This is a genomic window from Escherichia sp. KS167_9B, from assembly GCF_030295215.1.
GTDB lineage: Bacteria > Pseudomonadota > Gammaproteobacteria > Enterobacterales > Enterobacteriaceae > Escherichia > Escherichia coli_F.
Map to the genome: position 1 here is coordinate 657,253 of NZ_AP025754.1, position 23,882 is coordinate 681,134.

The window sequence follows — 23,882 nt, forward strand, 5'->3', positions numbered from 1 at the left end:
GTTCCCATGTTTACATCAGTGGCGCAAGCCAATGCTGCGGTTATCGAACAAATTCGTCGCGCTCGTCCACACTGGCTGGATGTGCAACCGGCTTCTTCACTTATCAGCGAACTACACCCGGGCAAAACACTGCTTCACGCCGGGCCGCCAATGCGCTGGCAGGAGATGACCGGCCCCATGAAAGGGGCGTGCGTGGGCGCATGTCTGTTCGAAGGTTGGGCGAAAGATGAAGCGCAGGCGCTGGCGATGCTGGAGCAGGGGGAAGTGAACTTCATTCCTTTTCACCATGTGAATGCCGTCGGGCCAATGGGTGGCATTACTTCTGCCAGTATGCCGATGCTGGTGGTCGAGAACGTGACCGACGGCAACCGGGCGTACTGCAACCTCAACGAAGGTATCGGTAAAGTGATGCGTTTTGGCGCTTACGGCGAAGATGTCCTGACTCGCCATCGCTGGATGCGCGATGTGTTAATGCCAGTATTAAGCGCGGCGCTGGGGCGCATGGAGCGCGGTATCGATCTCACCGCGATGATGGCACAGGGCATTACGATGGGCGATGAGTTCCATCAGCGCAACATTGCATCCTCAGCACTGTTGATGCGCGCGCTGGCACCGCAAATTGCCCGCCTCGATCACAATAAACAGCACATCGCGGAAGTAATGGATTTCCTCAGCGTGACCGATCAGTTCTTCCTCAACCTCGCGATGGCCTATTGCAAGGCGGCGATGGATGCAGGCGCGATGATCCGCGCGGGCAGCATCGTCACGGCTATGACCCGCAACGGCAATATGTTCGGGATTCGGGTAAGTGGGCTGGGCGAGCGCTGGTTTACTGCGCCAGTTAACACTCCGCAAGGTCTGTTTTTCACCGGCTTCTCGCAGGAGCAGGCGAACCCGGATATGGGCGATAGCGCGATTACCGAAACCTTTGGTATCGGTGGTGCGGCAATGATCGCCGCCCCTGGCGTAACACGCTTTGTCGGTGCGGGTGGTATGGAAGCAGCCAGAGCAGTATCTGAAGAGATGGCAGAAATCTTCCTTGAGCGCAATATGCAGTTGCAGATCCCTGGCTGGGATTTCCAGGGCGCGTGTCTGGGGCTGGATATTCGTCGCGTGGTAGAAACCGGCATTACACCACTCATCAATACGGGTATCGCCCATAAAGAGGCGGGGATCGGGCAGATTGGTGCAGGCACTGTGCGGGCACCGCTGGCGTGCTTTGAACAGGCGCTGGAAGCTCTGGCTGAAAGCATGGGGATTGGTTGAGGAACGCGCAATGACGATCATCCTTCCTCTGCTTGCCAGCCGTAGCGCACCGAATTATCGCCAGTCCTGGCGGTTAGCGGGCGTGTGGCGGCGGGCGATTAACCTGATGACGGAAAGCGGTGAATTGTTAACGCTGCATCGTCAGGGTAGTGGTTTCGGTCCCGGAGGATGGGTGCTTCGCCGCGCACAATTCGATGCGTTATGCGGTGGATTATGCGGCAATGAACGACCACAGGTTGTGGCTCAAGGGATTCGCCTCGGGCGTTTCACGGTTAAACAGCCACAGCGTTATTGTTTGCTGCGTATTACGCCGCCTGCGCATCCTCAACCGCTTGCAGCGGCATGGATGCAACGCGCGGAGGAAACCGGGCTTTTCGGGCCGCTGGCGTTGGCGGCAGGCGATCCGCTGCCTGCTGAATTACGCCAGTTTCGCCACTGTTTTCAGGCCGCGCTCAATGGCGTTAAGACCGACTGGCGGCACTGGCTGGGTAAAGGCCCCGGATTAACGCCGAGTCATGATGACACGTTGAGCGGAATGCTGCTGGCAGCCTGGTATTATGGCGCTTTAGATGCGCGCTCCGGTCGCCCGTTTTTTGCCTGTTCCGACAATCTTCAACTCGTTACCACGGCGGTGAGCGTTAATTATTTACGTTATGCCGCGCAAGGATATTTCGCCTCGCCACTCCTGCACTTTGTTCATGCTCTGAGTTGCCCGAAACGTACCGCTGTGGCGATTGATTCGCTGCTGGCGCTGGGGCATACGTCAGGGGCAGATACGCTGCTGGGGTTCTGGCTTGGTCAACAATTATTACAAGGAACACCATGAAAACACTGGTTGTAGCTCTTGGGGGCAATGCCTTACTCCAGCGCGGTGAGGCGCTGACGGCAGAAAATCAATATCGCAATATTGCCAGTGCTGTACCCGCACTGGCGCGCCTGGCCCGTTCTTATCGGCTGGCGATTGTTCACGGCAACGGGCCACAGGTGGGGCTGCTGGCGTTACAGAATCTGGCGTGGAAAGAGGTAGAACCGTATCCGCTGGATGTGCTGGTGGCGGAAAGCCAGGGGATGATTGGCTATATGCTGGCGCAGAGCTTGAGCGCACAGCCGCAGATGCCGCCTGTCACGACGGTGCTGACGCGCATTGAAGTTTCGCCTGATGATCCGGCGTTTTTGCAGCCAGAGAAGTTTATCGGCCCGGTTTATCAGCCAGAAGAACAAGAGGCACTGGAAACGACTTACGGCTGGCAAATGAAGCGTGATGGCAAATATTTACGCCGGGTGGTGGCATCTCCGCAACCGCGTAAAATTCTCGACAGTGAAGCCATCGAGTTGTTGCTCAAAGAGGGGCATGTGGTGATTTGCAGTGGCGGCGGCGGTGTTCCGGTGACGGATGACGGAGCAGGGAGTGAAGCTGTGATTGATAAAGATCTCGCCGCGGCGTTTCTTGCCGAGCAGATTAATGCCGATGGACTGGTGATCCTCACCGATGCTGACGCGGTATATGAAAACTGGGGAACGCCGCAGCAACGTGCCATTCGCCATGCCACACCGGATGAGTTAGCGCCATTTGCCAAAGCCGATGGGGCGATGGGACCGAAGGTAACGGCGGTGAGTGGCTATGTCAGAAGCCGTGGTAAACCTGCGTGGATTGGGGCGTTATCGCGGATTGAAGAGACGCTGGCGGGCGAAGCGGGGACCTGTATTTCGCTGTCGTGATGGGAGCATCCAGCATATGGCGCACCATGCCTGATGCGACGCTTGACGCGTCTTATCAGGCCTACAATGGGTACCGGATTGGTAGTCGGATAAGGCGTTCACGCCGCATCCGGTAATCGGCGCACCATGCCTGATGCGACGCTTGACGCGTCTTATCAGGCCTACAATGGGTACCGGATTGGTAGTCGGATAAGGCGTTCACGCCGCATCCGGTAATCGGCGCACCATGCCTGATGCGACGCTTGACGCGTCTTATCAGGCCTACAATGGGTACCGGATTGGTAGTCGGATAAGGCGTTCACGCCGCATCCGGTAATCGGCGCACCATGCCTGATGCGACGCTTGACGCGTCTTATCAGGCCTACAATGGGTACCGGATTAGTAGGCCGGATAAGGCGTTCACGCCGCATCCGGCAGGAATATGAGTACCAGGTTAACTGAACTTACTCTGCGCCCAAATCACGCCACTGGCATACTCCGGCGGCAGCAGCGGGATTAATGCTTCCAGCGTCGCGGTCAGACGCGATGTGTCGCTGTCGGTCAAATTCAGATGCCCCACTTTACGGCCCGGACGCACTTCTTTGTCGTACCAGTGCAGATGCACCAGCGGCAGTTTCAGCCAGTCATAATTCACATCGCTACCAATCAGGTTGATCATCACCGACGGACTATTCACTACCGGTTGCGGTAACGGCAGATCGGTAATCGCCCGCAGATGCAGCTCAAACTGGCTGATGCTGGCACCGTTTTGTGTCCAGTGACCGCTGTTATGTACACGCGGAGCCAGTTCGTTGATCAGCAGACCTTGCGGCGTGACAAAACACTCCATCGCCATCACGCCCACATAGCCCAAATCCTGCATAATCGCCGACAGCATCTCTTCGGCTTGTGCCTGCTGCTGCGCATTGGCCTGTGGGAAAGCGACGCTGGTGCGCAAAATACCGTCCTGATGCAGGTTATGCGTCAGCGGATAAAACACAGTGCTGCCATCAAAGCCGCGCGCGCCAACCAGCGATACTTCGCCAGAGAAGTTAATGCCCTGCTCGACAATACATTCGCCGTAACACTCTGCCGGTAACTGTGCGGTTTCATCGGCGCGTAAACGCCATTGACCGCGACCGTCATAGCCACCAATACGACGCTTAACAATCGCCAGTTCACCTAAACGATCAAACACCGCAGGCCACTCACTGCGATCGGCAAGTAACTGCCACGGTGCGGTCGGCAGGTGAAGCTTGTCGAAAAGCTGCTTCTGAGTCAGACGGTCGGCAATAATTGGGAACACATCGCGGTTCACAAAGGCTGGATGGCGTGCCAACTCGCGCGTTAATGCGGTTTCCGGCCAGCGTTCGATCTCAGCGGTAATCACGCTTTGTTGAAAGGGCACCGCCGCCGGTTCAGCGTCCAGCCCGACCGGCCAGACAGCAATGCCTAACGGTTCGCCTGCCTGGCGCAACATACGGCCTAACTGCCCGTTACCGAGGACGCAAACCTGTTTCATGCCGCACCTCGCGGGTCCGGGTTTTCCAGTACTTCATCAGTTTGTGCTTTGCGCCAGTCATTCAGACGCTGGTGCAGTTCTTTATCATGAGTCGCAAGAATTTGTGCTGCCAGTAACGCCGCGTTTGCCGCGCCAGCTTTACCAATCGCCAGTGTACCCACCGGAATGCCGCGCGGCATTTGTACGATGGAGTAGAGGCTATCGACACCGCTCAGTGCGGCGCTCTGTACTGGCACGCCCAGCACTGGTACCAGCGTTTTGGCGGCAATCATGCCCGGCAGGTGCGCTGCGCCGCCTGCGCCCGCAATAATCACCTGATAACCGTTCTCTTCGGCGCTTTCGGCGAAGCTGAACAGTTTATCGGGGGTGCGGTGAGCAGAAACCACTTCAACGTGGTGCGGGACATTCAGGATTTCGAAGATTTCGGCGGCGAACTGCATGGTAGCCCAGTCGCTTTTGGACCCCATCACGATGGCGACACGCGCCGGATTATTGCGGGAAGACATGCGTCTTAAAACTCCTGTGGTGCACAACTCTCGGCTTTAGAGGGCACAGAGAATAGCACGGAAAGAGAGCAAGGAAAACGGTTGCGTGGCTGTGAAATCAGCAAAGTTGCGGGTATTTAAAACGGAAAATGAATCAGCTCAACGTCATCCGCCGTGACTTTCACCATTGAACCTTCCGTATGCCAGGCACCCAACACGACACGGAAAGCAGGTTGCTGATTGGCGATAAGTTCATGGATCGCCGGGCGATGGGTATGCCCGTGGATCAGCCATTGCACCTGATGTTTTTCCATCGCACTGACCACCGCGTTTTGGTTAACGTCCATGATCGCCAGCGATTTACTGCTGTTGGCTTCTTTGCTGTTCGCTCGCATTCGCGCGGCAATGCGTTTGCGCACAAACAACGGCAGGGCGAGGAATAGCGTTTGCAACCACGGCTTGTGGACTTTGGCGCGAAAAGCCTGATAACCCGCGTCATCGGTGCACAGCGTGTCGCCATGCATAATCAACACCCGACGACCATAAAGTTCGAGCACTTTTTCTTCCGGCAATAACGTCATGCCACTCTCACGGGCAAAGCGTTTGCCAAGCAGAAAATCACGGTTGCCATGAATGAAATAACAGGGAACGCCGGAATCGGATACCGCTTTGATCGCTGCGGCCATCTGGCGATGGAGTGGGTTGGGATCGTCATCGCCAATCCATGCTTCAAACAGATCGCCAAGAATATACAGCGCGTCGGCCTTGCGGGCTTCCCCCGCTAAAAAACGCAGAAAACCGGCGGTGATCGCCGGTTCTTCCACGCAGAGATGAAGATCTGCAATAAAGAGTGTCGCCACGATTACTCGCTAACGGTCACGCTTTCAATGATAACGTCTTCTTTTGGCACGTCCTGGTGCATACCGCTACGACCGGTTGCAACACCTTTGATTTTGTCTACCACGTCCATGCCTTCAACCACTTCGGCAAATACGCAGTAGCCCCAACCTTGCAGGCTTTCGCCAGAGAAGTTCAGGAAGTCGTTATCAACCACGTTGATGAAGAACTGTGCAGTTGCAGAGTGCGGTGCCTGAGTTCGGGCCATTGCCAGCGTACCGCGGGTGTTTTTCAGACCGTTGTTGGCTTCGTTTTTGATCGGTTCTTTGGTGGCTTTTTGCTTCATGCCTGGCTCAAAACCGCCGCCCTGAATCATAAAGCCGTTGATAACACGGTGGAAAATGGTGTTGTTGTAAAAACCTTCGCGGCAGTAGTCCAGGAAGTTTTTAACTGTTTCAGGTGCTTTATCGTCAAAAGTTTTGATGACAATATCGCCGTGATTGGTGTGGAAAGTAACCATTTTTGCATCCTGTTCCGTTTGATTGGTGCTTCAACCCGATTCGGGTCATATATAGGGTGGTGTTATAGCATAACCGCACGATCGGATCATCACGCAATGTATGCTGATTCGCGCGGGAAATATGGGTATTATACGCAACTCAATTACCCACACATGTCTAAACGGAATCTTCGATGCTAAAAATCTTCAATACTCTGACACGCCAAAAAGAGGAATTTAAGCCTATTCACGCCGGGGAAGTCGGCATGTACGTGTGTGGAATCACCGTTTACGATCTCTGTCATATCGGTCACGGGCGTACCTTTGTTGCCTTTGACGTGGTTGCACGCTATTTGCGTTTCCTCGGCTATAAGCTGAAGTATGTGCGCAACATTACCGATATCGACGACAAAATCATCAAACGCGCCAATGAAAATGGCGAAAGCTTTGTAGCGCTGGTGGATCGCATGATCGCCGAAATGCACAAAGATTTTGATGCTTTGAACATTCTGCGCCCGGATATGGAGCCGCGCGCGACGCACCATATCGCAGAAATTATTGAGCTCACTGAGCAACTGATCGCCAAAGGTCACGCTTATGTGGCGGACAACGGCGACGTGATGTTCGACGTACCGACCGATCCAACCTATGGCGTGCTGTCGCGTCAGGATCTCGACCAGCTGCAGGCGGGCGCGCGCGTTGACGTGGTCGACGACAAACGCAACCCGATGGACTTCGTTCTGTGGAAGATGTCGAAAGAGGGCGAACCGAGCTGGCCGTCTCCGTGGGGCGCGGGCCGTCCAGGCTGGCACATTGAATGTTCGGCAATGAACTGCAAGCAGTTAGGTAACCACTTTGATATCCACGGCGGCGGTTCTGACCTGATGTTCCCGCACCACGAGAACGAAATCGCGCAGTCTACCTGTGCGCATGATGGTCAGTATGTGAACTACTGGATGCACTCGGGGATGGTAATGGTTGACCGAGAGAAGATGTCCAAATCGCTGGGTAACTTCTTTACCGTGCGTGATGTGCTGAAATACTACGACGCGGAAACCGTGCGTTACTTCCTGATGTCGGGCCACTATCGCAGCCAGCTGAACTACAGCGAAGAGAACCTGAAGCAGGCACGCGCGGCGCTGGAGCGTCTCTACACTGCGCTGCGCGGCACAGACAAAACCGTTGCTCCTGCCGGTGGCGAAGCGTTTGAAGTGCGCTTTATTGAAGCGATGGACGACGATTTCAACACCCCGGAAGCCTATTCCGTGCTGTTTGATATGGCGCGTGAAGTTAACCGTCTGAAAGCAGAAGATATGGCAGCGGCAAACGCGATGGCGTCTCATCTGCGTAAACTTTCAGCCGTGCTGGGCCTGCTGGAGCAAGAACCGGAAGCGTTCCTACAAAGCGGCGCGCAGGCAGACGACAGCGAAGTGGCTGAGATTGAAGCCTTAATTCAACAGCGTCTGGATGCCCGTAAAGCGAAAGATTGGGCGGCGGCAGATGCGGCGCGTGACCGTCTTAACGAGATGGGGATCGTGCTGGAAGATGGCCCGCAAGGGACCACCTGGCGTCGTAAGTAATTGCGCTATTGCCGGATGCGAGTTTTCGCATCCGGTTATCGTCTGCGCCACCACAACATTCCCATCAGTAGTATCCCCGGCAACCACACCCACATCAATTCAGAAATAATCACCTGATGCCCGTACGGCGTGGTGTAACGAGACAATGCAAACGGCGCGACTTTAATCACCTGCCAGGGAGCGAAAAAGCGTTCATCTGACCACGGCCACAGCCAGCCAACGCCTTTACCGCCAGTGGTTACCGAATCCAGCAAGCTGTGCGATAGCAACGAAACGGTTAAAAACAGCCAGCAGCGAATCAGCCCAGCCCTGAACCATCGACGTCCAATCAGCACACATAACAGCGGGACAACAAACGCAAACACCAGCGAATGGGTAAACCCGCGATGACCAAAAACATTGCCGTAAGCAACGCCAAATTTAAACGACAATACGTCGGCATCGGGCAGCATCGCCAGGATGATTCCGGCAAATAACAGGCGCGGAGGGATGACTTTCGAACCCAACCCTAAACCAATGCAAAGGGGAACGGCGGCGTGCGTAATAACGGTTGGCATGATGGTCGCTTCGGCAAAATGTCGATGCTATCAGCATGGATGAACGGGGCGTAGAGGGAAAAAGTCTGAAAAGAGAACCGGCCTGTTGATACAGGCCGGGAAAGGGATCAGGCAACAACCTGTACGCTGTGACCTGCAAAACTCACTGTCTGACCGGCGACGATTTTGCAGCGTTTGCGCGTTTCAACCGCGCCGTCGACTTTCACCTGGCCTTCGGCAATCGCGATTTTCGCCTGCGCGCCGCTTTCGCTCCAGCCTTCCAGTTTCAGCAAGTCGCACAGCTCAACGTGCGGATGTTTACCTAAAGAAAATGTCGCCATGTTACTCACCCTGTGGATCATGATATTCAACGCACGCCTGTAGCGTGTTTTCGATCAGCGTGGCAACCGTCATCGGGCCAACGCCGCCCGGAACAGGCGTAATGTATGAGGCGCGTTTAGCCGCGTCTTCAAACACCACGTCGCCCACAACTTTGCCATTTTCCAGACGGTTGATGCCGACATCAATCACAATCGCGCCTTCTTTGATCCAGTCACCAGGAATAAAGCCCGGTTTACCGACGGCAACGATCAACAGATCGGCATTTTCTACGTGATGACGCAGATTTTTAGTGAAGCGGTGAGTCACGGTGGTGGTGCAACCTGCGAGCAGCAGTTCCATGCTCATTGGGCGACCGACGATATTCGATGCGCCAATCACCACGGCGTTGAGACCGAAGGTATCGATGTTGTATCGCTCAAGCAGTGTGACGATACCACGCGGGGTGCAGGGGCGCAGACGTGGCGCGCGCTGGCACAGACGACCGACGTTATAAGGATGGAAACCGTCAACGTCTTTGTCCGGGTGAATACGTTCCAGCACTTTGACGTTATCAATACCCGCTGGTAACGGCAGTTGAACCAGAATGCCATCAATGGTGTTGTCGGCATTCAGCGCATCGATAAGCTCCAGCAGCTCCGCTTCGCTGGTGGTTTCCGGGAGGTCATAAGAACGGGAGACGAACCCGACTTCTTCACAAGCTTTGCGTTTGCTTGCGACATAAATTTGCGATGCAGGGTTGCTACCCACCAGTACTACGGCCAGTCCTGGTGCCCGCAGTCCAGCTGCAATACGTGCCTGAACTTTTTGAGCAACTTCAGAGCGCACCTGCTGCGCAATCGTTTTACCGTCAATAATCTTTGCTGCCATCAGAGAGAGGATTCCATCTGTTACGTAGGTCGAAGGGGATGCGCCTATTTTGTCAGAAGCGGGGCGCGCTGTCAGGTTTCGTTTCAGATTTATCGCGTGAAGCGACCTCTTGCGAAGGTGAGGCGCACCGTCGCTGAGATTGAAAGCTTCATTTTTCGTCCATGATGACGTTGTAAATCTGGAACTGATTTATTTCCTTGTCTAAGGATTAAGATAATTTAAGAAATACCTGACAATATAAAAAGAATTTTCAGCCTGGTAATTTACCGCTTCAGGTCTATATTTGTGTTGAATATATTTTGCGCGGAAATATTCATCTAACGGGGCTCTCTATTTTTTAGAATAGAGTGCATATTTTCAATTAAGACATTCTTAGAGGATAAAAAGGAATTTCACTACTATCAGTGTCTTAAATAAAGTAATCGGTTATATACGGATGTGGAGTCGATAAATGAGATTGAAGGAATATATATGAAATTAAGATTTATTTCGTCTGCGCTGGCTGCCGCACTATTCGCCGCTACGGGTAGTTATGCTGCCGTTGTAGATGGCGGTACAATTCACTTTGAAGGCGAACTGGTGAATGCTGCCTGTTCAGTGAATACTGACTCGGCAGACCAGGTTGTCACACTCGGTCAATATCGTACCGATATTTTCAATGCTGTTGGTAATACCTCTGCATTAATTCCATTCACTATACAGTTGAACGACTGCGATCCTGTTGTTGCCGCTAATGCTGCCGTTGCATTTTCTGGTCAGGCGGATGCAATCAATGATAATTTATTGGCCATTGCATCCAGTACCAATACAACAACAGCAACGGGTGTCGGTATTGAAATACTTGATAATACATCCGCAATTCTCAAACCTGATGGGAATAGCTTCTCAACCAACCAGAACTTGATCCCCGGGACCAACGTCCTTCATTTTTCTGCACGTTATAAAGGCACCGGTACAAGTGCATCAGCAGGGCAAGCAAATGCTGACGCGACTTTTATTATGAGATACGAATAATCAAAACAACGTTGTTTTGAATTATATATCACGTCTTATAACAAAGTAATGTACCGGTTGTCTGAAGCGGTATGGTGGCAATGTAAATCGAAATCACGCTCACTTTGTATCATGCCGCTTTATTAAATGAAAAGGGAATGATGTGTTGTAATAAACCAAAGCAATCATTTCTTTATACTCCTTATTTTTGCCGTCAGGAATACACAAGGCGTATTAACTATGATGACTAAAATAAAGTTATTGATGCCCATTATATGTTATTTAATCATTTCGGCCAGCGCCCATGCTGCCGGAGGGATCGCATTAGGTGCCACGCGTATTATTTATCCCGCTGATGCTAAACAGACTGCGGTATGGATTAGAAATAGCCATACCAATGAGCGCTTTCTGGTCAATTCGTGGATTGAAAACAGTAGCGGTGTAAAAGAAAAGTCATTCATCATTACACCGCCACTGTTTGTTAGTGAACCCAAAAGCGAAAATACCTTGCGTATTATTTACACCGGTCCACCGCTGGCGGCAGATCGTGAGTCTCTATTCTGGATGAATGTTAAGACGATCCCTTCGGTAGATAAAAATGCATTGAACGGCAGGAATGTTTTGCAACTGGCGATTTTATCGCGCATGAAGTTATTTCTCCGTCCAATTCAGCTACAAGAATTACCCGCAGAAGCGCCGGACACACTCAAGTTTTCGCGATCCGGTAACTATATCAATGTTCATAATCCATCACCTTTTTATGTCACCCTGGTTAACCTGCAAGTGGGCAGCCAAAAGTTGGGGAATGCTATGGCTGCACCCAGAGTTAATTCACAAATTCCCTTACCCTCAGGAGTGCAGGGAAAACTGAAATTTCAGACCGTTAATGATTATGGTTCAGTAACTCCGGTCAGAGAAGTGAACTTAAACTAACCGAATCATCTGACAATATCAGAGCTAATTATGAAAATACCCACTACTACGGATATTCCGCAGAGGTATACCTGGTGTCTGGCCGGAATTTGTTATTCATCTCTTGCCATTTTACCCTCCTTTTTAAGCTATGCGGAAAGTTATTTCAACCCGGCATTTTTATTAGAGAATGGCACATCCGTTGCTGATTTATCGCGCTTTGAGAGAGGTAATCATCAACCTGCGGGTGTGTATCGGGTGGATCTCTGGCGTAATGATGAGTTCATTGGTTCACAGGATATCGTATTTGAATCGACGACAGTAAATACAGGTGATAAATCAGGTGGGTTAATGCCTTGTTTTAACCAGGCACTCCTTGAACGAATTGGCCTTAATAGCAGTGCATTCCCCGAGTTAGCCCAGCAGCAAAATAATAAATGCATTAATTTACTGAAAGCTGTACCTGATGCCACAATTAACTTTGATTTTGCAGCGATGCGCCTGAACATCACTATTCCTCAGATAGCGTTGTTGAGTAGCGCTCACGGTTACATTCCGCCTGAAGAGTGGGATGAAGGTATTCCTGCTTTACTCCTGAATTATAATTTCACCGGTAACAGAGGTAATGGTAACGATAGCTATTTTTTTAGTGAACTCAGTGGGATTAATATTGGCCCGTGGCGTTTACGCAACAATGGTTCCTGGAACTATTTTCGCGGAAATGGATATCATTCAGAACAGTGGAATAATATTGGCACCTGGGTACAGCGCGCCATTATTCCGCTGAAAAGTGAACTGGTAATGGGAGACGGTAATACAGGGAGTGATATTTTCGATGGCGTCGGATTTCGAGGTGTACGGCTTTATTCTTCTGATAATATGTATCCAGATAGCCAGCAAGGGTTTGCCCCAACGGTACGTGGGATTGCCCGTACGGCGGCCCAGCTAACGATTCGGCAAAATGGTTTTATTATCTATCAAAGCTATGTTTCCCCCGGCGCTTTCGAAATTACAGATTTGCACCCGACATCTTCAAATGGCGATCTGGACGTCACCATCGACGAGCGCGATGGTAATCAACAGAATTACACTATTCCGTATTCAACAGTGCCAATTTTACAACGCGAAGGGCGTTTCAAATTTGACCTGACGGCGGGCGATTTTCGTAGCGGTAATAGTCAGCAATCGTCGCCTTTCTTTTTTCAGGGCACGGCACTCGGCGGTTTACCACAGGAATTTACTGCCTACGGCGGGACGCAATTATCTGCAAATTACACCGCCTTTTTGTTAGGGCTGGGGCGCAACCTCGGGAACTGGGGCGCAGTGTCGCTGGATGTAACGCATGCACGCAGTCAGTTAGCCGACGACAGTCGTCATGAGGGGGATTCCATTCGCTTCCTCTATGCGAAATCAATGAACACTTTCGGCACCAATTTTCAGTTAATGGGTTACCGCTATTCGACACAAGGTTTTTATACCCTTGATGATGTTGCGTATCGTCGAATGGAGGGGTACGAATATGATTACGATTATGACGGTGAGCATCGTGATGAACCGATAATCGTGAATTACCACAATTTACGCTTTAGTCGTAAAGACCGTTTGCAGTTAAATATTTCACAATCACTTAATGACTTTGGCTCGCTTTATATTTCTGGTACCCATCAAAAATACTGGAATACTTCGGATTCAGATACCTGGTATCAGGTGGGGTATACCAGCAGCTGGGTTGGCATCAGTTATTCACTCTCATTTTCGTGGAATGAATCTGTAGGGATCCCCGATAACGAACGTATTGTCGGACTTAATGTTTCAGTGCCTTTCAATGTTCTGACCAAACGTCGCTACACCCGGGAAAATGCGCTCGATCGCGCTTATGCCTCCTTTAACGCCAACCGTAACAGCAACGGGCAAAATAGCTGGCTGGCAGGCGTTGGTGGGACCTTACTGGAAGGCCACAACCTGAGTTATCACGTAAGCCAGGGCGATACCTCGAATAATGGGTACACGGGCAGCGCCACGGCAAACTGGCAGGCCGCTTACGGTACGCTGGGGGTCGGGTATAACTACGACCGCGATCAACATGACGTTAACTGGCAGCTGTCTGGCGGTGTGGTCGGGCATGAAAATGGTATAACGCTGAGCCAGCCTTTAGGGGATACCAATGTTTTGATTAAAGCGCCTGGCGCAGGCGGTGTACGCATTGAAAATCAAACTGGAATTTTAACCGACTGGCGCGGCTATGCGGTGATGCCGTATGCCACGGTTTATCGGTATAACCGTATCGCGCTTGATACCAATACGATGGGGAATTCCATCGATGTTGAAAAAAATATTAGCAGCGTTGTGCCGACGCAAGGCGCGTTGGTTCGTGCCAATTTTGATACCCGCATAGGCGTGCGGGCGCTCATTACCGTTACCCAGGGCGGAAAACCGGTGCCGTTTGGATCACTGGTACGGGAAAACAGTACCGGAATAACCAGTATGGTGGGTGATGACGGGCAAGTTTATTTAAGTGGTGCGCCATTGTCTGGTGAATTACTGGTTCAGTGGGGAGACGGCGCGAACTCACGCTGCATTGTGCACTATGTATTGCCGAAGCAAAGCTTACAGCAAGCCGTCACTGTTATTTCGGCAGTTTGCACACATCCTGGCTCATAAAGGAAATTATCAATGAAGATAATCTGCAGGTCATTATTGGCAATGGCATGTTTGTGGTTAACAAACATATCCTGGGCTACTGTTTGTGCAAATAGTACTGGCGTAGCAGAAGATGAACACTATGATCTCTCAAATGTCTTTAATAGCACCAATAACCAGCCAGGTCAGATTGTTGTTTTACCGGAAAAATCCGGCTGGGTAGGTGTGTCAGCAATTTGCCCACCCGGCACGTTGGTGAATTATACATACCGTAGTTATGTCACCAACTTTGTTGTTCAGGAAACTATCGATAATTATAAATATATGCAATTAAATGATTATCTATTAGGTGCGATGAGTCTGGTTGATAGCGTGATGGATATTCAATTTCCCCCGCAAAATTATATCCGTATGGGAACAGATCCTAACGTTTCGCAAAACCTTCCGTTCGGGGTGATGGATTCTCGTTTGATATTTCGTTTAAAGGTTATTCGTCCTTTTATTAACATGGTGGAGATCCCCAGACAGGTGATGTTTACCGTGTATGTGACATCAACGCCTTACGATCCGTTGGTTACACCTGTTTATACCATTAGTTTTGGTGGCCGGGTTGAAGTACCGCAAAACTGCGAATTAAATGCCGGGCAGATTGTTGAATTTGATTTTGGTGATATCGGCGCATCGTTATTTAGTGCGGCAGGGCCGGGTAATCGACCTGCTGGTGTCATGCCGCAAACCAAGAGCATTGCGATCAAATGTACGAATGTTGCTGCGCAGGCTTATTTAACAATGCGTCTGGAAGCCAGTGCCGTTTCTGGTCAGGCGATGGTGTCGGACAATCAGGATTTAGGTTTTATTGTCGCCGATCAGAACGATACGCCGATCACGCCTAACGATCTCAATAGCGTTATTCCTTTCCGTCTGGATGCAGCTGCGGCAGCCAATGTCACACTTCGCGCCTGGCCTATCAGTATTACCGGTCAAAAACCGACCGAAGGGCCGTTTAGCGCGCTGGGGTATTTACGCGTCGATTATCAATGAGGTACGGAGAATGAGAAGAGTAATCTTTAGCTGTTTCTGCGGGCTACTGTGGAGTTCCAGTGGATGGGCAGCTGACCCTTTAGGAACGATTAATATCAATTTGCACGGTAACGTTGTTGATTTCTCCTGTACCGTAAACACAGCGGATATTGATAAGACGGTAGATTTAGGCAGATGGCCTACGACACAACTACTGACCGCTGGCGATACCACGGCACTCGTCCCTTTTAGCCTGCGGCTGGAGGGATGTCCTCCGGGTTCAGTCGCGATTTTATTTACGGGAACGCTGGCATCCGATACCAACCTGCTGGCTCTGGATGATCCCGCAATGGCACAAACCGTCGCCATCGAATTACGTAATAGCGATCGCTCCCGGCTCGCACTGGGGGAGACGAGCCCGACTGAGGAAGTAGATGCAAATGGCAATGTCACGCTAAACTTTTTTGCCAATTATCGGGCGTTAGCCAGCGGTGTTCAGCCTGGTGTGGCGAAAGCGGATGCGATATTTATGATCAATTATAATTAATATTATATTAATTCATATAATTTGGCGTAGTCGATAAGCTCTACAATTGAATGCAAACCTAGCTTGCCATAAATATTAGATTTATGCGCACTAACTGTTTTATTGCTAAGTAATAACTTATCGGCAATTTCTTTATTAGATAATCCGCTAACCAGATAACGTAATATGGTCACTTCACGATTAGATAGCACAGTGACCGTTGAACTATTCGTACTGCATTTATTGCTTTTTATATAGTTGAGCGTTTCGCTGGGAAAAAAAGTGTATCCGGAGAGGATCATCTGAACGGCATGAAAAATATCATTCTGATCATTGCATTTACTGACAAAACCGTTAGCACCAGCTTGTATCGCTCTGCCAGCATAAAAGCATTCTGATTTCGATGATAAAAATAATACTTTTACTGTACTCTGGATTTGTTTGATCCTTTTCAGGAAGGTAAAACCGTCTGTACCGGGCAAGTCTATATCCATAATGATTAAATCAACAGGACGGGTTCGGAGATAATCGATGGTTATGCGGTAATCATCCGTTTTCAGGACAATCTGCAATTCACTGTTTTTTTGCAACAGAACTTCAATAGACATTCTGATGATAGGATGAGTATCCATAATGATCACCGACGTTGGTTTCATAGTTATCAGTCTCATAGGATCGGACAATTTTCCGTTAGGGCGGGAAATTGTACTTTGATACATGAAAATACGGGTTTTCTTGATTCAGACGCGCAGCGGTGTACGTTTGTTTGCCGCTATAGCGAAATAAATCAGAAAATCAGACGCGGTCGTTCACTTGTTCAGCAACCAGATCAAAAGCCATTGACTCAGCAAGGGTTGACCGTATAATTCACGCGATTACACCGCATTGCGGTATCAACGCGCCCTTAGCTCAGTTGGATAGAGCAACGACCTTCTAAGTCGTGGGCCGCAGGTTCGAATCCTGCAGGGCGCGCCATTTCTTCTTGATTTATGCCAGTCTTATCTGTTTCCGCTTTGCCCTTCACCACATCACTTTTTGTCGCTGTTTGGCGAGATAATTCAACGGTGTCAGGCCGTAAAACGCCTTAAAAACAGAGATAAAGTACGACGTGCTGCTATAGCCACATAATTGCGCTACCTGAGTGATATTTTTGTTATCCATCAATAACATCTGTACGGCGTAACGCATACGACACTCTGTGACAATCTGGCTATAGCTGGTATTTTCGTTTTTTAATTTCTTTTTGAGCAGGCTGGGGCTTAAACATAGCGAACTGGCGACAATTCGCAGATTCCAGTAATGCTGAATATCGCTTTGAATAATGCGGCAGACGCTGTCGCGGACGCTGCTGCGTAAGATATACATCAGTAGGGCAATAAACCGCGATTGCTCAAGAAAGTTAGACAATACGGTAAAAAGCAATGCGCGCGTCAACTCCGCTTCGCAGGGTTTGCTGGGTTGCTGCTTGCTGTGGTTGGCGGCTAGCCGGAACACTTCCGGTGTACGGCTATGACAAGCGATAACCGGGGTAGCCAGCCGCGACCAGGGCTTTACACAGGTTAAGTTCTTATTTAAAAACAACAGATAATCGTTGATGATGTTACGGTTGATGTGGGTGATTAATACGTGATTTAACGTTGAGAGTTCAATGACGTTATTGTTGCACGCGAAGGCGGCCAGGTAGTTTTTCGGAAGGGTAAACGTAGCATGGTTATTGACGCTTACCTCTACCTCTTTTTCGGTCAGGATCACCACGCAAGGTTCACTGCTGCTCAATTGCATTTCGCACTCCTCAGATATCAGAAACTCCGCTCAAAGGATCTATGCTTCCTGCATGAGTGATCGGCCCGTTCGCCGATAACGATCTTCTTTCTTTAGCACGCTTTTTAGCAATTAATCTTGATGGAATTCTGACGAGAGCGAAAGAGGTAAGCCAGGTCGTACCCGACTTACCTGGAGGAGATTTAATACTCGAGAATGCCGTGCGCGACGGGCAAATAGCGCAGAGAGAAATAGAGCGTGTCTTTACCGCAAGAGGAACGTTTCGCTAACAGCGAGGCGATCTCTGCATCCGGTTTCGGTTTCGCGGTAAAGGTTTTGCCTTTGCCGGCGACAAACAGTTCATAAACAATGCCGCTTGCTGGGGCGGAGCTTTGGCAATCGGCGCTGGCCTGTAGATAACGTTCACGCTGTTCAGCGGTGAGTTTATCAACGCCGCTGCCATCCTGAACCCAGACATTAACGCCGGTTGCTTTAACGTGTTCCAGCAGTTGGCGATAGCCATCGGGCGACATATTTCCGGCGAAAAAACTACTGATATAAACCGGTTTTGCCGAAACATCACTAATCAGCCGCTGCGCATTGTTTAACCACGTTAGCAAGGGCTGACGGACGGCTTCGCTGCGCCAGTTCAGGTCGTCAATTTCCGCGCTGATGTACCAGCCATCCGGCGTTACGCCAGGTACGGCGCTCCATAATCTGGCTTGCTGGAGATCGGCAGCCAGCAGGCGATTAAGATAGCTTTCCAGCACCGCGGATGACTGTTTCTGGTGCATAAAAAATTCCGGATCGGCATTCAGCCCGACAATCAGCTTCAGGCCAGCCTGTTGCGCAGCTGCGGCACGCTTAAACAATAACGCGCGCTGTTCTGGCTGGGTGAATGCATCGCCGTAACGGGTCCATTGCAAAACCAGGGTATCGAAGCCTTGCAAACGTAACTGACTCATCAGCCCCTGCCACTGGGTATCGGTAACCTGACTATCACGGTTTTGTGGTTGCCAGATAATACCTTTCATCGCAAAGGAAAAAGGGCTGACCAAAAGCAGTGTCAGCAATACGAAAATGAACTTACGCATTTACCAGTGCACTCCAATGGTGAGAAACGCGTTGTTGCGCTCTCCGTTACGTTGATTAATCGCCTTAAAGGTATGTTGATATTCGACGCCGAGACTGACTTTGTGCGGCCAGGCGTCGTAGTGCGTCTCGCCGGTCCAGATATTCCAGCGGACACCGACACCGCCAAGCTGCGCGCCCTGGGTACCTTTATCCCGATAGCCGTTGTCCTGAACGTGAGCGTAAGGCTCAATAGTCTGTCCGTTCGCCACCTTCTGATGCCAGCTTAAGCGATAATCTGCCGTCCACGCCTGAATATCCTGGCGGACATATTGCGCCGCATCGAGGTACAGGTTTTGGGCAAACCAGCCTGAACCGTTCGGGTGCCATTCGTCGCTGTATTTGCCGCCATTAAAGAATGAGGCGCTGGCGCGCAGCATGGTATCGGATGCGCCATTTTGCCCGTTCAGCGGCAACTGCTGTTCGACGGCGAGGAAAAAGATCTGATCGCGCAGCGGCTTCCAGCGCAGACCGGTGCCGGACATCGGATTTTTCACCGGCATCATCACCCCGTTTTCTCCGGTATCGGCAAATACACGGCTGTAAACCGAGAGCAGGTCGCCTTCCAGCATCATATTGCGTCCGATGCGGTACTCGGCTTCCAGTTGCCCGTAGCTACGATAGCTTTTCCCTGGCGCTGCGCCGCCGACATTATTGTTAGCGGTACTCATTGCGCCGGAACGCAAGCCGATAGAAGAATCGAAACTGAACGTCCAGCGGCGACCGACCTCCTCATGCAGACGGCGGAAATTGAAGCGTTGCTGATTTTGCTCTGGGGTCAGTGGGGTTATCAGCGCCTGATTATCAATGTCATCAATCACCAGCCGGGCGTAGTGCTGCGTCGCAGGCATATCATCCAGACGCTGGTTCACGTAGGCCAGTTGTCGGATAAGTGCCGGATCGTCCGGTAGCCCTTTATGCGCCTGTTCGAGCATTTCCCGCGACTGTGCAATATCACCGCTATCCCACAAGGCGTAACCGAGCGCTGCCTGGGTGTTGCTATTATTCGGTTCCAGTTCCAGAGCGGCGCGCAAATCACTCACCGCCGCCGGGACATTATGACGTTGGCGATAAATTGTCGCCCGCGCAACGTAAGCGTTGGCAGAAGGCGCAATATTGATTGAGCGCGTGAGATCGTTCAGTGCGAGTTCCGGCTGACCAGGAATGTAACGTTGCGCATGCAGCCACCAGTAGAGGGCATTGTTTCCCAGCCCACGTTGTTCTGCCTGCTGAAGCCAGCGATCGCGAGCCGCACCATTTCCTGCCGCCTGGGCGGTATTGGCAGCAGCAAGCAGATCCTCATTGCTCATGTCGTGAAGACTGATTTTCTGCCAGGCCGCCAGTGCGGTGGCGTAATCCTCAACCTGATACGCCTGATAGGCTACCGCACGATGTTGCTAGGCGTTCGGTTGCCGTTGTTCGGCCTGAAGCCATGCATACAACGCCACGCCGGGTAGCGTGTCCCGATAACACTTTGCCAGACGGTTCCAGGCGGCGGCATCGTAGGAAGGCGACATATCGCCCAGCAAGCGAACTATTGCCGGGCAATTATCTGCAATACCCGGCAACTGACTTTGCCACTGACGTTGCTCCGCCAGCGGTAAGGGTTTCGATAAAATCGCCACCTTCGCCGGAGTTGCCAGGTAAGGATGACTTTCCAGCAGAGACGCCAGTCGCGCCATTAAAGTCTGGCTGACACGCGCATCGCCCTGGAAAGGATAGCGTTGCAGCAATAAATCGGCAGCTTCGCGTGACTGCTCGTTCTGCATCAGTTGCCAGGTCAGTTGATCCAGGCGGGTAAGATTTGCCGGTTCTTGCTGATACAGCAATCGTGCCAGACGCAGAGCTTCAGCCTTGTTATGGGTCGCTACGCTAACGGTATAACGCTCCTCAAGCATTTCATTGGCGGGGAGGGTGGCGAGCAGTTTTTGCGCTGCGTCGTACTGACCTTCTTTTAACAGCACCGGTAGCGTCGCGCCAACAACATACTGGCGGTTATCGGCAAACTGTACCGTATAATTCGCCAACGCCTGAACGGGGTTGGCGCTGTATTTAGATAACAGATAGAGCCAACTTTTCTCTTGTGCGTCCGTGGTAAACAGCGGCTTATTTTCAATGAGATAATGCTGGAGGCGTGCTTTCTCGCCACGATAAGCCAGCGCGGTCGCGTAAGTAATATATGACTGTGGATCGGTGAAGATCCCCTCTGATTGCAGCGCCAGGATCCGATCATCCAGCTGGCCTGCGAGCAGAACATCAAACCACTGACGGCGCTCAGCTGCGTTTAATGTATTTTGTTGCCGTGATTCACTGAACAACGCTTCTGCCAGCGACCACTGCTTGAGGTAGATTGCCCGTTGCAGCAGATCGGTTCGCAGCGTTTTTCCTTCCGTCGATGCAGCAAACGTCGCATCGTTCAGTTGCGCTCTGGCGACAGGTAATTGTGCCAGCCGCAGGGCATTCTGCCCGACTTCACTGCGACAACGCAGGGTCGGCGCAGCGTCGCACGCTTTTTGCTGGGCAAGCAGTTCTTCAACAGTCGTAACGCTTTTCACTTCAACTGGAATAGCCGCCAGACTGCGCTCAAGTCGGGCATCTCCTGGGTGACGTTTCAGTTGATCCTCAAGCAACAGCCGCGCCCGGTCATCATGACCAAAATGGCGATAGGCTTCCGCAAGGTATAAAGTCAGCGGAATATTATCCGGCACCTGCTGGTGTATATATTCAAATTCGCGGATGGCGGTTGCTTCGTCGTTATTTTTCTGTGCCTTCAGCGCCTTATCGAGACGGGGATAAATAACAAAATGGCGATAATCGCTCAGCCCCAGCTCTTCTGCGCTGGTGCCGATATTGTCTGCGAGTGCGCTGGTACTCAATAAAGACGTCAGCAGTAAACCAGACCATCCGATGACGCGATTAAGGTTATTCTCCTTCATTTTCGGACTCCAGTTGCGCAACCTGTTCTGTGTTTAAACCTGCTTTGAGTAATAGTGATTGCATCGAAACTTGTAATTCGCGTTGAATTGTCAGGACGCGATCCAACGTTTCCTGGCTGATAACGCCTTCGGTGACCAAAAACTTGCCGAGCGGCAGAGAACTGCGTTCATGGCGCAATAACAACACGTTAATTGCTGAACGATTAATATGACCGAGCGTGGTCAGTATTTCGGCGAACAGGAACTGATGCGGCACATATTGCCGCCAGATTTCACCGGCCTGCTGTTCCGTGAGCCACTGATGCTGAACCGCATTGTACAACATTGCCCGCGGATCGTGACCGCGTCGGCGTGCATACCAGTGACGTAACCCCGTGACAATTTGTCCCCGCAGAACAATGACGTAACGCACTTTGCATCCAACTTTACGCGTCAGGGCTGCCAGCGAAACCGGGTCAATACCATCTTCACTGCCGACAATTAACTCATCATTTTCCAGACGCAGCGGTAGCACCGCATAATGCAGCGCCACGGAGGCCGGCATCGCGGCAATCAGCGAAGAAGGGATCTGCCAGGCATCGATGGACTCCCACGCCACGCCGTTTTGCTCTGCCAGTGCCTGTGCCAGCTGTTCGGCGCTAATCAGCCCCTGCATCAACATTGAACCGCCCAAGCGTAGACCTTCGACACGATTACGCAGTGCCGTATCGAGTTGTTCTTCAGTGATGACCTGATTTTCCAGCAGAATTTGACCTAACGGGCGCAACGAGCGGGTATCGCCAGTGACGCTGGGGAAGTCATGCGTTGTTTTATCCCACGCGACGCGACGTGGATCGCCGTGTTGAAGTACCTGTCTTAACGCGCGCCAGTTGGCCATGAAGTTAATCAGGTTGCCCCAGAAAAGACGCAGGACAGATAGCAGCCCCTGCGTCAGACCGTAGTAGCCAGTGACAAAAATCACCCGCTGCACGATGCGGTTAACCATCAAACCAAAGTTTAGCCACAGCAGGGTCATTAACCATGCGCTGCCGCTGAAAATAGAAAGGAAATGCCAGGCATCGGGCCAGAAACTTTCATACGCCAGTAACAGCAAAAGCTGGATCATCACCAGCATCGCGAGGAAGCTGACAAAGTTACTGATTGCCCCTTTGCGGTCGCGCCAGAGAAAGTAGTTCAGCGTCAGGCTGGAGGTCCATTTATGGGTTTTAAAGCCCTGGAAAACAATGCCGATGATCCAGCGAGATTTTTGTCGAACCGCCGTCGAAAAGGTATCGGGGAAATATTCGCGCACGCAGATCATGTTTGACGTCCGCGCGTGCTGTAAAAATTTACGCTGCTCGCGTTCTTTGGCTTCGTCCACCACCGGAAAACGGACAAAAATTTCCGTCATACCTTTTTCTTTCAGGCGGAAACCAATGTCGTAATCTTCAGTAAGACTCTGCACGTCGAAAGCAATACCGTCACCATCAGCTAACAGTGCGGTCACGGCGCGGCGGCTGAAACAAGTACCGACGCCTGCGCTGGGCACCTGTCCGGCGAGGGCTTCACGCACCGGAACATCTTTGCCATGCAGTTCTGAAAACTCATCAATGTAAGTCATGCTGGTGAAGTGCGTCCATTCGCGTTCGAATGGGTATACCGGGATCTGAATCAGATCTTTACGCTCGACCAGATAGTTGAACAGACGCAATTCCATCGGTGAAATTACGTCTTCGGCGTCATGCAGAATAAAACCAGCAAAAGCGAAATTGGCGCTACGCTCAAACTGGGTGATGGCGTCCAGCACGTTGTTCAGGCAGTCGGCTTTGCTGGTGGGGCCAGGACGCGCGCAGACTACCTTATGCACGTTTGGGAAGCGAGCGCACACTTCGTCAACATCACGCTGAGTATCTGGGTCGTTGGGGTAGGTGCCAACAAAGATATGATAGTTTTCATAGTCGAGCGTGGTCGCCGCCAGCTCGGCCATATTGCCGATGACGCCCGTTTCATTCCACGCCGGAACCATAATCGCTAACGGTTTTTCATCTGGTTTATACAGTTCGCGGTAACTCATTCGCGGGTAGCGGCGATAAACACTCAACTTGCGTTTAATGCGGCGTACCCAGTAGACGACATCAATAAAAAAATCGTCCAGCCCGCTGATGAACATGATGACCGCTAACGTTATCGCGATTACTTTTAAGCCATATAGCCAGGTTGCAAAAACATCAAGAAGCCAGTCCACACAAAAACCTTACATTAACGCTGGTTATGTTTAGGGTGGCGTATATTAAAGTTTTTTATGAATTGTGACAGCTTTTTATCATTAATAGGTAGGATTATTGCGGCACG

The 23,882-nt window shown here is 51.2% G+C and carries 20 protein-coding genes, 1 tRNA gene and 1 pseudogene; 10 read left to right on the forward strand and 12 right to left on the reverse strand.

Annotated features, from left to right (window positions below):
* Window positions 1-6: 6 nt before the first annotated feature.
* Genes QUE34_RS03070 through QUE34_RS03080 form a run of 3 tightly spaced genes read left to right on the forward strand, consistent with a single transcriptional unit; the run spans window position 7 to window position 2,985 of the window.
* Window positions 7-1,266, forward strand: coding sequence for a YlbE family protein (locus QUE34_RS03070; RefSeq protein WP_105268422.1), 1,260 nt, complete (start codon window positions 7-9; stop codon window positions 1,264-1,266).
* 10 nt (window positions 1,267-1,276) lie between these two features.
* Window positions 1,277-2,092: an oxamate carbamoyltransferase subunit AllH family protein gene (locus QUE34_RS03075; RefSeq protein WP_032302616.1), complete on the forward strand. Its 816-nt coding sequence runs from the start codon at window positions 1,277-1,279 to the stop codon at window positions 2,090-2,092.
* The gene (locus tag QUE34_RS03080; protein WP_105268421.1) at window positions 2,089-2,985 is read left to right on the forward strand and encodes a carbamate kinase; all 897 of its coding nucleotides are present in this window, start codon (window positions 2,089-2,091) and stop codon (window positions 2,983-2,985) included. The genes QUE34_RS03075 and QUE34_RS03080 overlap by 4 nt, the downstream gene beginning before the upstream one ends.
* Window positions 2,986-3,418: 433 nt before the next feature.
* On the opposite strand, the gene purK is transcribed toward QUE34_RS03080, so the two are convergent.
* From purK to ppiB, 4 genes are all read right to left on the reverse strand, one after another.
* Window positions 3,419-4,486 carry a 5-(carboxyamino)imidazole ribonucleotide synthase gene (purK, locus tag QUE34_RS03085; protein WP_103253328.1) on the reverse strand — a complete coding sequence of 356 codons (1,068 nt, stop codon included), beginning with the start codon at window positions 4,484-4,486 and terminating at the stop codon, window positions 3,419-3,421.
* Complete coding sequence (purE, locus tag QUE34_RS03090; RefSeq protein ID WP_001295318.1) at window positions 4,483-4,992, reverse strand: 5-(carboxyamino)imidazole ribonucleotide mutase; 510 nt, start codon at window positions 4,990-4,992, stop codon at window positions 4,483-4,485. Before purE ends, purK begins: the two co-directional genes overlap by 4 nt.
* Before the next feature lie 116 nt (window positions 4,993-5,108).
* Window positions 5,109-5,831 carry a UDP-2,3-diacylglucosamine diphosphatase gene (gene lpxH / locus QUE34_RS03095; RefSeq protein ID WP_032302619.1) on the reverse strand — a complete coding sequence of 241 codons (723 nt, stop codon included), beginning with the start codon at window positions 5,829-5,831 and terminating at the stop codon, window positions 5,109-5,111.
* A gap of 2 nt (window positions 5,832-5,833) precedes the next feature.
* Window positions 5,834-6,328 carry a peptidylprolyl isomerase B gene (ppiB, locus tag QUE34_RS03100; RefSeq protein ID WP_000256002.1) on the reverse strand — a complete coding sequence of 165 codons (495 nt, stop codon included), beginning with the start codon at window positions 6,326-6,328 and terminating at the stop codon, window positions 5,834-5,836.
* A 173-nt stretch (window positions 6,329-6,501) separates the two neighbouring features.
* Between ppiB and cysS the strand changes: the two genes are divergently transcribed.
* Window positions 6,502-7,887: a cysteine--tRNA ligase gene (cysS, locus tag QUE34_RS03105; protein WP_032302620.1), complete on the forward strand. Its 1,386-nt coding sequence runs from the start codon at window positions 6,502-6,504 to the stop codon at window positions 7,885-7,887.
* A gap of 35 nt (window positions 7,888-7,922) precedes the next feature.
* Here cysS and QUE34_RS03110 read toward each other — a convergent pair whose 3' ends face one another.
* From QUE34_RS03110 to folD, 3 genes are all read right to left on the reverse strand, one after another.
* Entirely contained in the window at window positions 7,923-8,444 is a 522-nt protein-coding gene (locus QUE34_RS03110; RefSeq protein ID WP_032302621.1) for a metal-dependent hydrolase, read from the reverse strand.
* A 107-nt stretch (window positions 8,445-8,551) separates the two neighbouring features.
* Entirely contained in the window at window positions 8,552-8,764 is a 213-nt protein-coding gene (ybcJ, locus tag QUE34_RS03115) for a ribosome-associated protein YbcJ (protein ID WP_000190288.1), read from the reverse strand.
* Between the two features lies 1 nt (window position 8,765).
* Complete coding sequence (gene folD / locus QUE34_RS03120) at window positions 8,766-9,632, reverse strand: bifunctional methylenetetrahydrofolate dehydrogenase/methenyltetrahydrofolate cyclohydrolase FolD (protein ID WP_000729155.1); 867 nt, start codon at window positions 9,630-9,632, stop codon at window positions 8,766-8,768.
* 471 nt (window positions 9,633-10,103) lie between these two features.
* Here folD and fimA point away from each other — a divergent pair, with 471 nt between their 5' ends.
* From fimA to sfmF, 5 genes are all read left to right on the forward strand, one after another.
* Window positions 10,104-10,646, forward strand: coding sequence for a type 1 fimbrial major subunit FimA (fimA, locus tag QUE34_RS03125; protein WP_000776555.1), 543 nt, complete (start codon window positions 10,104-10,106; stop codon window positions 10,644-10,646).
* A 219-nt stretch (window positions 10,647-10,865) separates the two neighbouring features.
* Window positions 10,866-11,558 carry a type 1 fimbria chaperone FimC gene (gene fimC, locus QUE34_RS03130; RefSeq protein ID WP_286338922.1) on the forward strand — a complete coding sequence of 231 codons (693 nt, stop codon included), beginning with the start codon at window positions 10,866-10,868 and terminating at the stop codon, window positions 11,556-11,558.
* A gap of 30 nt (window positions 11,559-11,588) precedes the next feature.
* Window positions 11,589-14,198, forward strand: coding sequence for a fimbrial biogenesis usher protein (locus tag QUE34_RS03135; protein WP_032302622.1), 2,610 nt, complete (start codon window positions 11,589-11,591; stop codon window positions 14,196-14,198).
* Between the two features lie 12 nt (window positions 14,199-14,210).
* Window positions 14,211-15,218 (forward strand): type 1 fimbria D-mannose specific adhesin FimH, encoded by a 1,008-nt coding sequence (gene fimH / locus QUE34_RS03140; RefSeq protein WP_103253329.1) that lies wholly within the window; start codon window positions 14,211-14,213, stop codon window positions 15,216-15,218.
* 10 nt (window positions 15,219-15,228) lie between these two features.
* The gene (gene sfmF, locus QUE34_RS03145) at window positions 15,229-15,744 is read left to right on the forward strand and encodes a fimbria assembly protein (RefSeq protein ID WP_032302624.1); all 516 of its coding nucleotides are present in this window, start codon (window positions 15,229-15,231) and stop codon (window positions 15,742-15,744) included.
* A gap of 2 nt (window positions 15,745-15,746) precedes the next feature.
* Here sfmF and fimZ read toward each other — a convergent pair whose 3' ends face one another.
* A complete protein-coding gene (fimZ, locus tag QUE34_RS03150) occupies window positions 15,747-16,379 on the reverse strand; it encodes a fimbria biosynthesis transcriptional regulator FimZ (protein ID WP_000805428.1) in 633 nt (210 codons plus the stop codon).
* Window positions 16,380-16,621: 242 nt separating this feature from the next.
* Here fimZ and QUE34_RS03155 point away from each other — a divergent pair.
* A tRNA-Arg gene (locus tag QUE34_RS03155) sits at window positions 16,622-16,698 on the forward strand.
* A 45-nt stretch (window positions 16,699-16,743) separates the two neighbouring features.
* Here the strand turns inward: QUE34_RS03155 and envY are convergent.
* From envY to nfrB, 4 genes and pseudogenes are all read right to left on the reverse strand, one after another.
* Window positions 16,744-17,505 carry a DNA-binding transcriptional regulator EnvY gene (envY, locus tag QUE34_RS03160; protein ID WP_001177464.1) on the reverse strand — a complete coding sequence of 254 codons (762 nt, stop codon included), beginning with the start codon at window positions 17,503-17,505 and terminating at the stop codon, window positions 16,744-16,746.
* A 182-nt stretch (window positions 17,506-17,687) separates the two neighbouring features.
* Window positions 17,688-18,578: a DUF4434 family protein gene (locus tag QUE34_RS03165; protein ID WP_286338923.1), complete on the reverse strand. Its 891-nt coding sequence runs from the start codon at window positions 18,576-18,578 to the stop codon at window positions 17,688-17,690.
* A pseudogene (gene nfrA, locus QUE34_RS03170) lies at window positions 18,579-21,551 on the reverse strand (bacteriophage adsorption protein NfrA).
* Complete coding sequence (nfrB, locus tag QUE34_RS03175; protein ID WP_032302637.1) at window positions 21,538-23,775, reverse strand: cyclic di-3',5'-guanylate-activated glycosyltransferase NfrB; 2,238 nt, start codon at window positions 23,773-23,775, stop codon at window positions 21,538-21,540. Before nfrB ends, nfrA begins: the two are co-directional and overlap by 14 nt.
* Window positions 23,776-23,882: the final 107 nt, after the last annotated feature.

Bases quoted from the DNA above. Each gene is read 5' to 3' on its own strand.
- QUE34_RS03070 (WP_105268422.1), top strand. From the start codon at position 7: ATGTTTACATCAGTGGCGCAAGCCAATGCTGCGGTTATCGAACAAATT.
- QUE34_RS03075 (WP_032302616.1), top strand. From the start codon at position 1,277: ATGACGATCATCCTTCCTCTGCTTGCCAGCCGTAGCGCACCGAATTAT.
- QUE34_RS03080 (WP_105268421.1), top strand. From the start codon at position 2,089: ATGAAAACACTGGTTGTAGCTCTTGGGGGCAATGCCTTACTCCAGCGC.
- purK (WP_103253328.1), bottom strand. From the start codon at position 4,486: ATGAAACAGGTTTGCGTCCTCGGTAACGGGCAGTTAGGCCGTATGTTG.
- purE (WP_001295318.1), bottom strand. From the start codon at position 4,992: ATGTCTTCCCGCAATAATCCGGCGCGTGTCGCCATCGTGATGGGGTCC.
- ppiB (WP_000256002.1), bottom strand. From the start codon at position 6,328: ATGGTTACTTTCCACACCAATCACGGCGATATTGTCATCAAAACTTTT.
- cysS (WP_032302620.1), top strand. From the start codon at position 6,502: ATGCTAAAAATCTTCAATACTCTGACACGCCAAAAAGAGGAATTTAAG.
- QUE34_RS03110 (WP_032302621.1), bottom strand. From the start codon at position 8,444: ATGCCAACCGTTATTACGCACGCCGCCGTTCCCCTTTGCATTGGTTTA.
- ybcJ (WP_000190288.1), bottom strand. From the start codon at position 8,764: ATGGCGACATTTTCTTTAGGTAAACATCCGCACGTTGAGCTGTGCGAC.
- folD (WP_000729155.1), bottom strand. From the start codon at position 9,632: ATGGCAGCAAAGATTATTGACGGTAAAACGATTGCGCAGCAGGTGCGC.
- fimA (WP_000776555.1), top strand. From the start codon at position 10,104: ATGAAATTAAGATTTATTTCGTCTGCGCTGGCTGCCGCACTATTCGCC.
- fimC (WP_286338922.1), top strand. From the start codon at position 10,866: ATGATGACTAAAATAAAGTTATTGATGCCCATTATATGTTATTTAATC.
- QUE34_RS03135 (WP_032302622.1), top strand. From the start codon at position 11,589: ATGAAAATACCCACTACTACGGATATTCCGCAGAGGTATACCTGGTGT.
- fimH (WP_103253329.1), top strand. From the start codon at position 14,211: ATGAAGATAATCTGCAGGTCATTATTGGCAATGGCATGTTTGTGGTTA.
- sfmF (WP_032302624.1), top strand. From the start codon at position 15,229: ATGAGAAGAGTAATCTTTAGCTGTTTCTGCGGGCTACTGTGGAGTTCC.
- fimZ (WP_000805428.1), bottom strand. From the start codon at position 16,379: ATGAAACCAACGTCGGTGATCATTATGGATACTCATCCTATCATCAGA.
- envY (WP_001177464.1), bottom strand. From the start codon at position 17,505: ATGCAATTGAGCAGCAGTGAACCTTGCGTGGTGATCCTGACCGAAAAA.
- QUE34_RS03165 (WP_286338923.1), bottom strand. From the start codon at position 18,578: ATGCGTAAGTTCATTTTCGTATTGCTGACACTGCTTTTGGTCAGCCCT.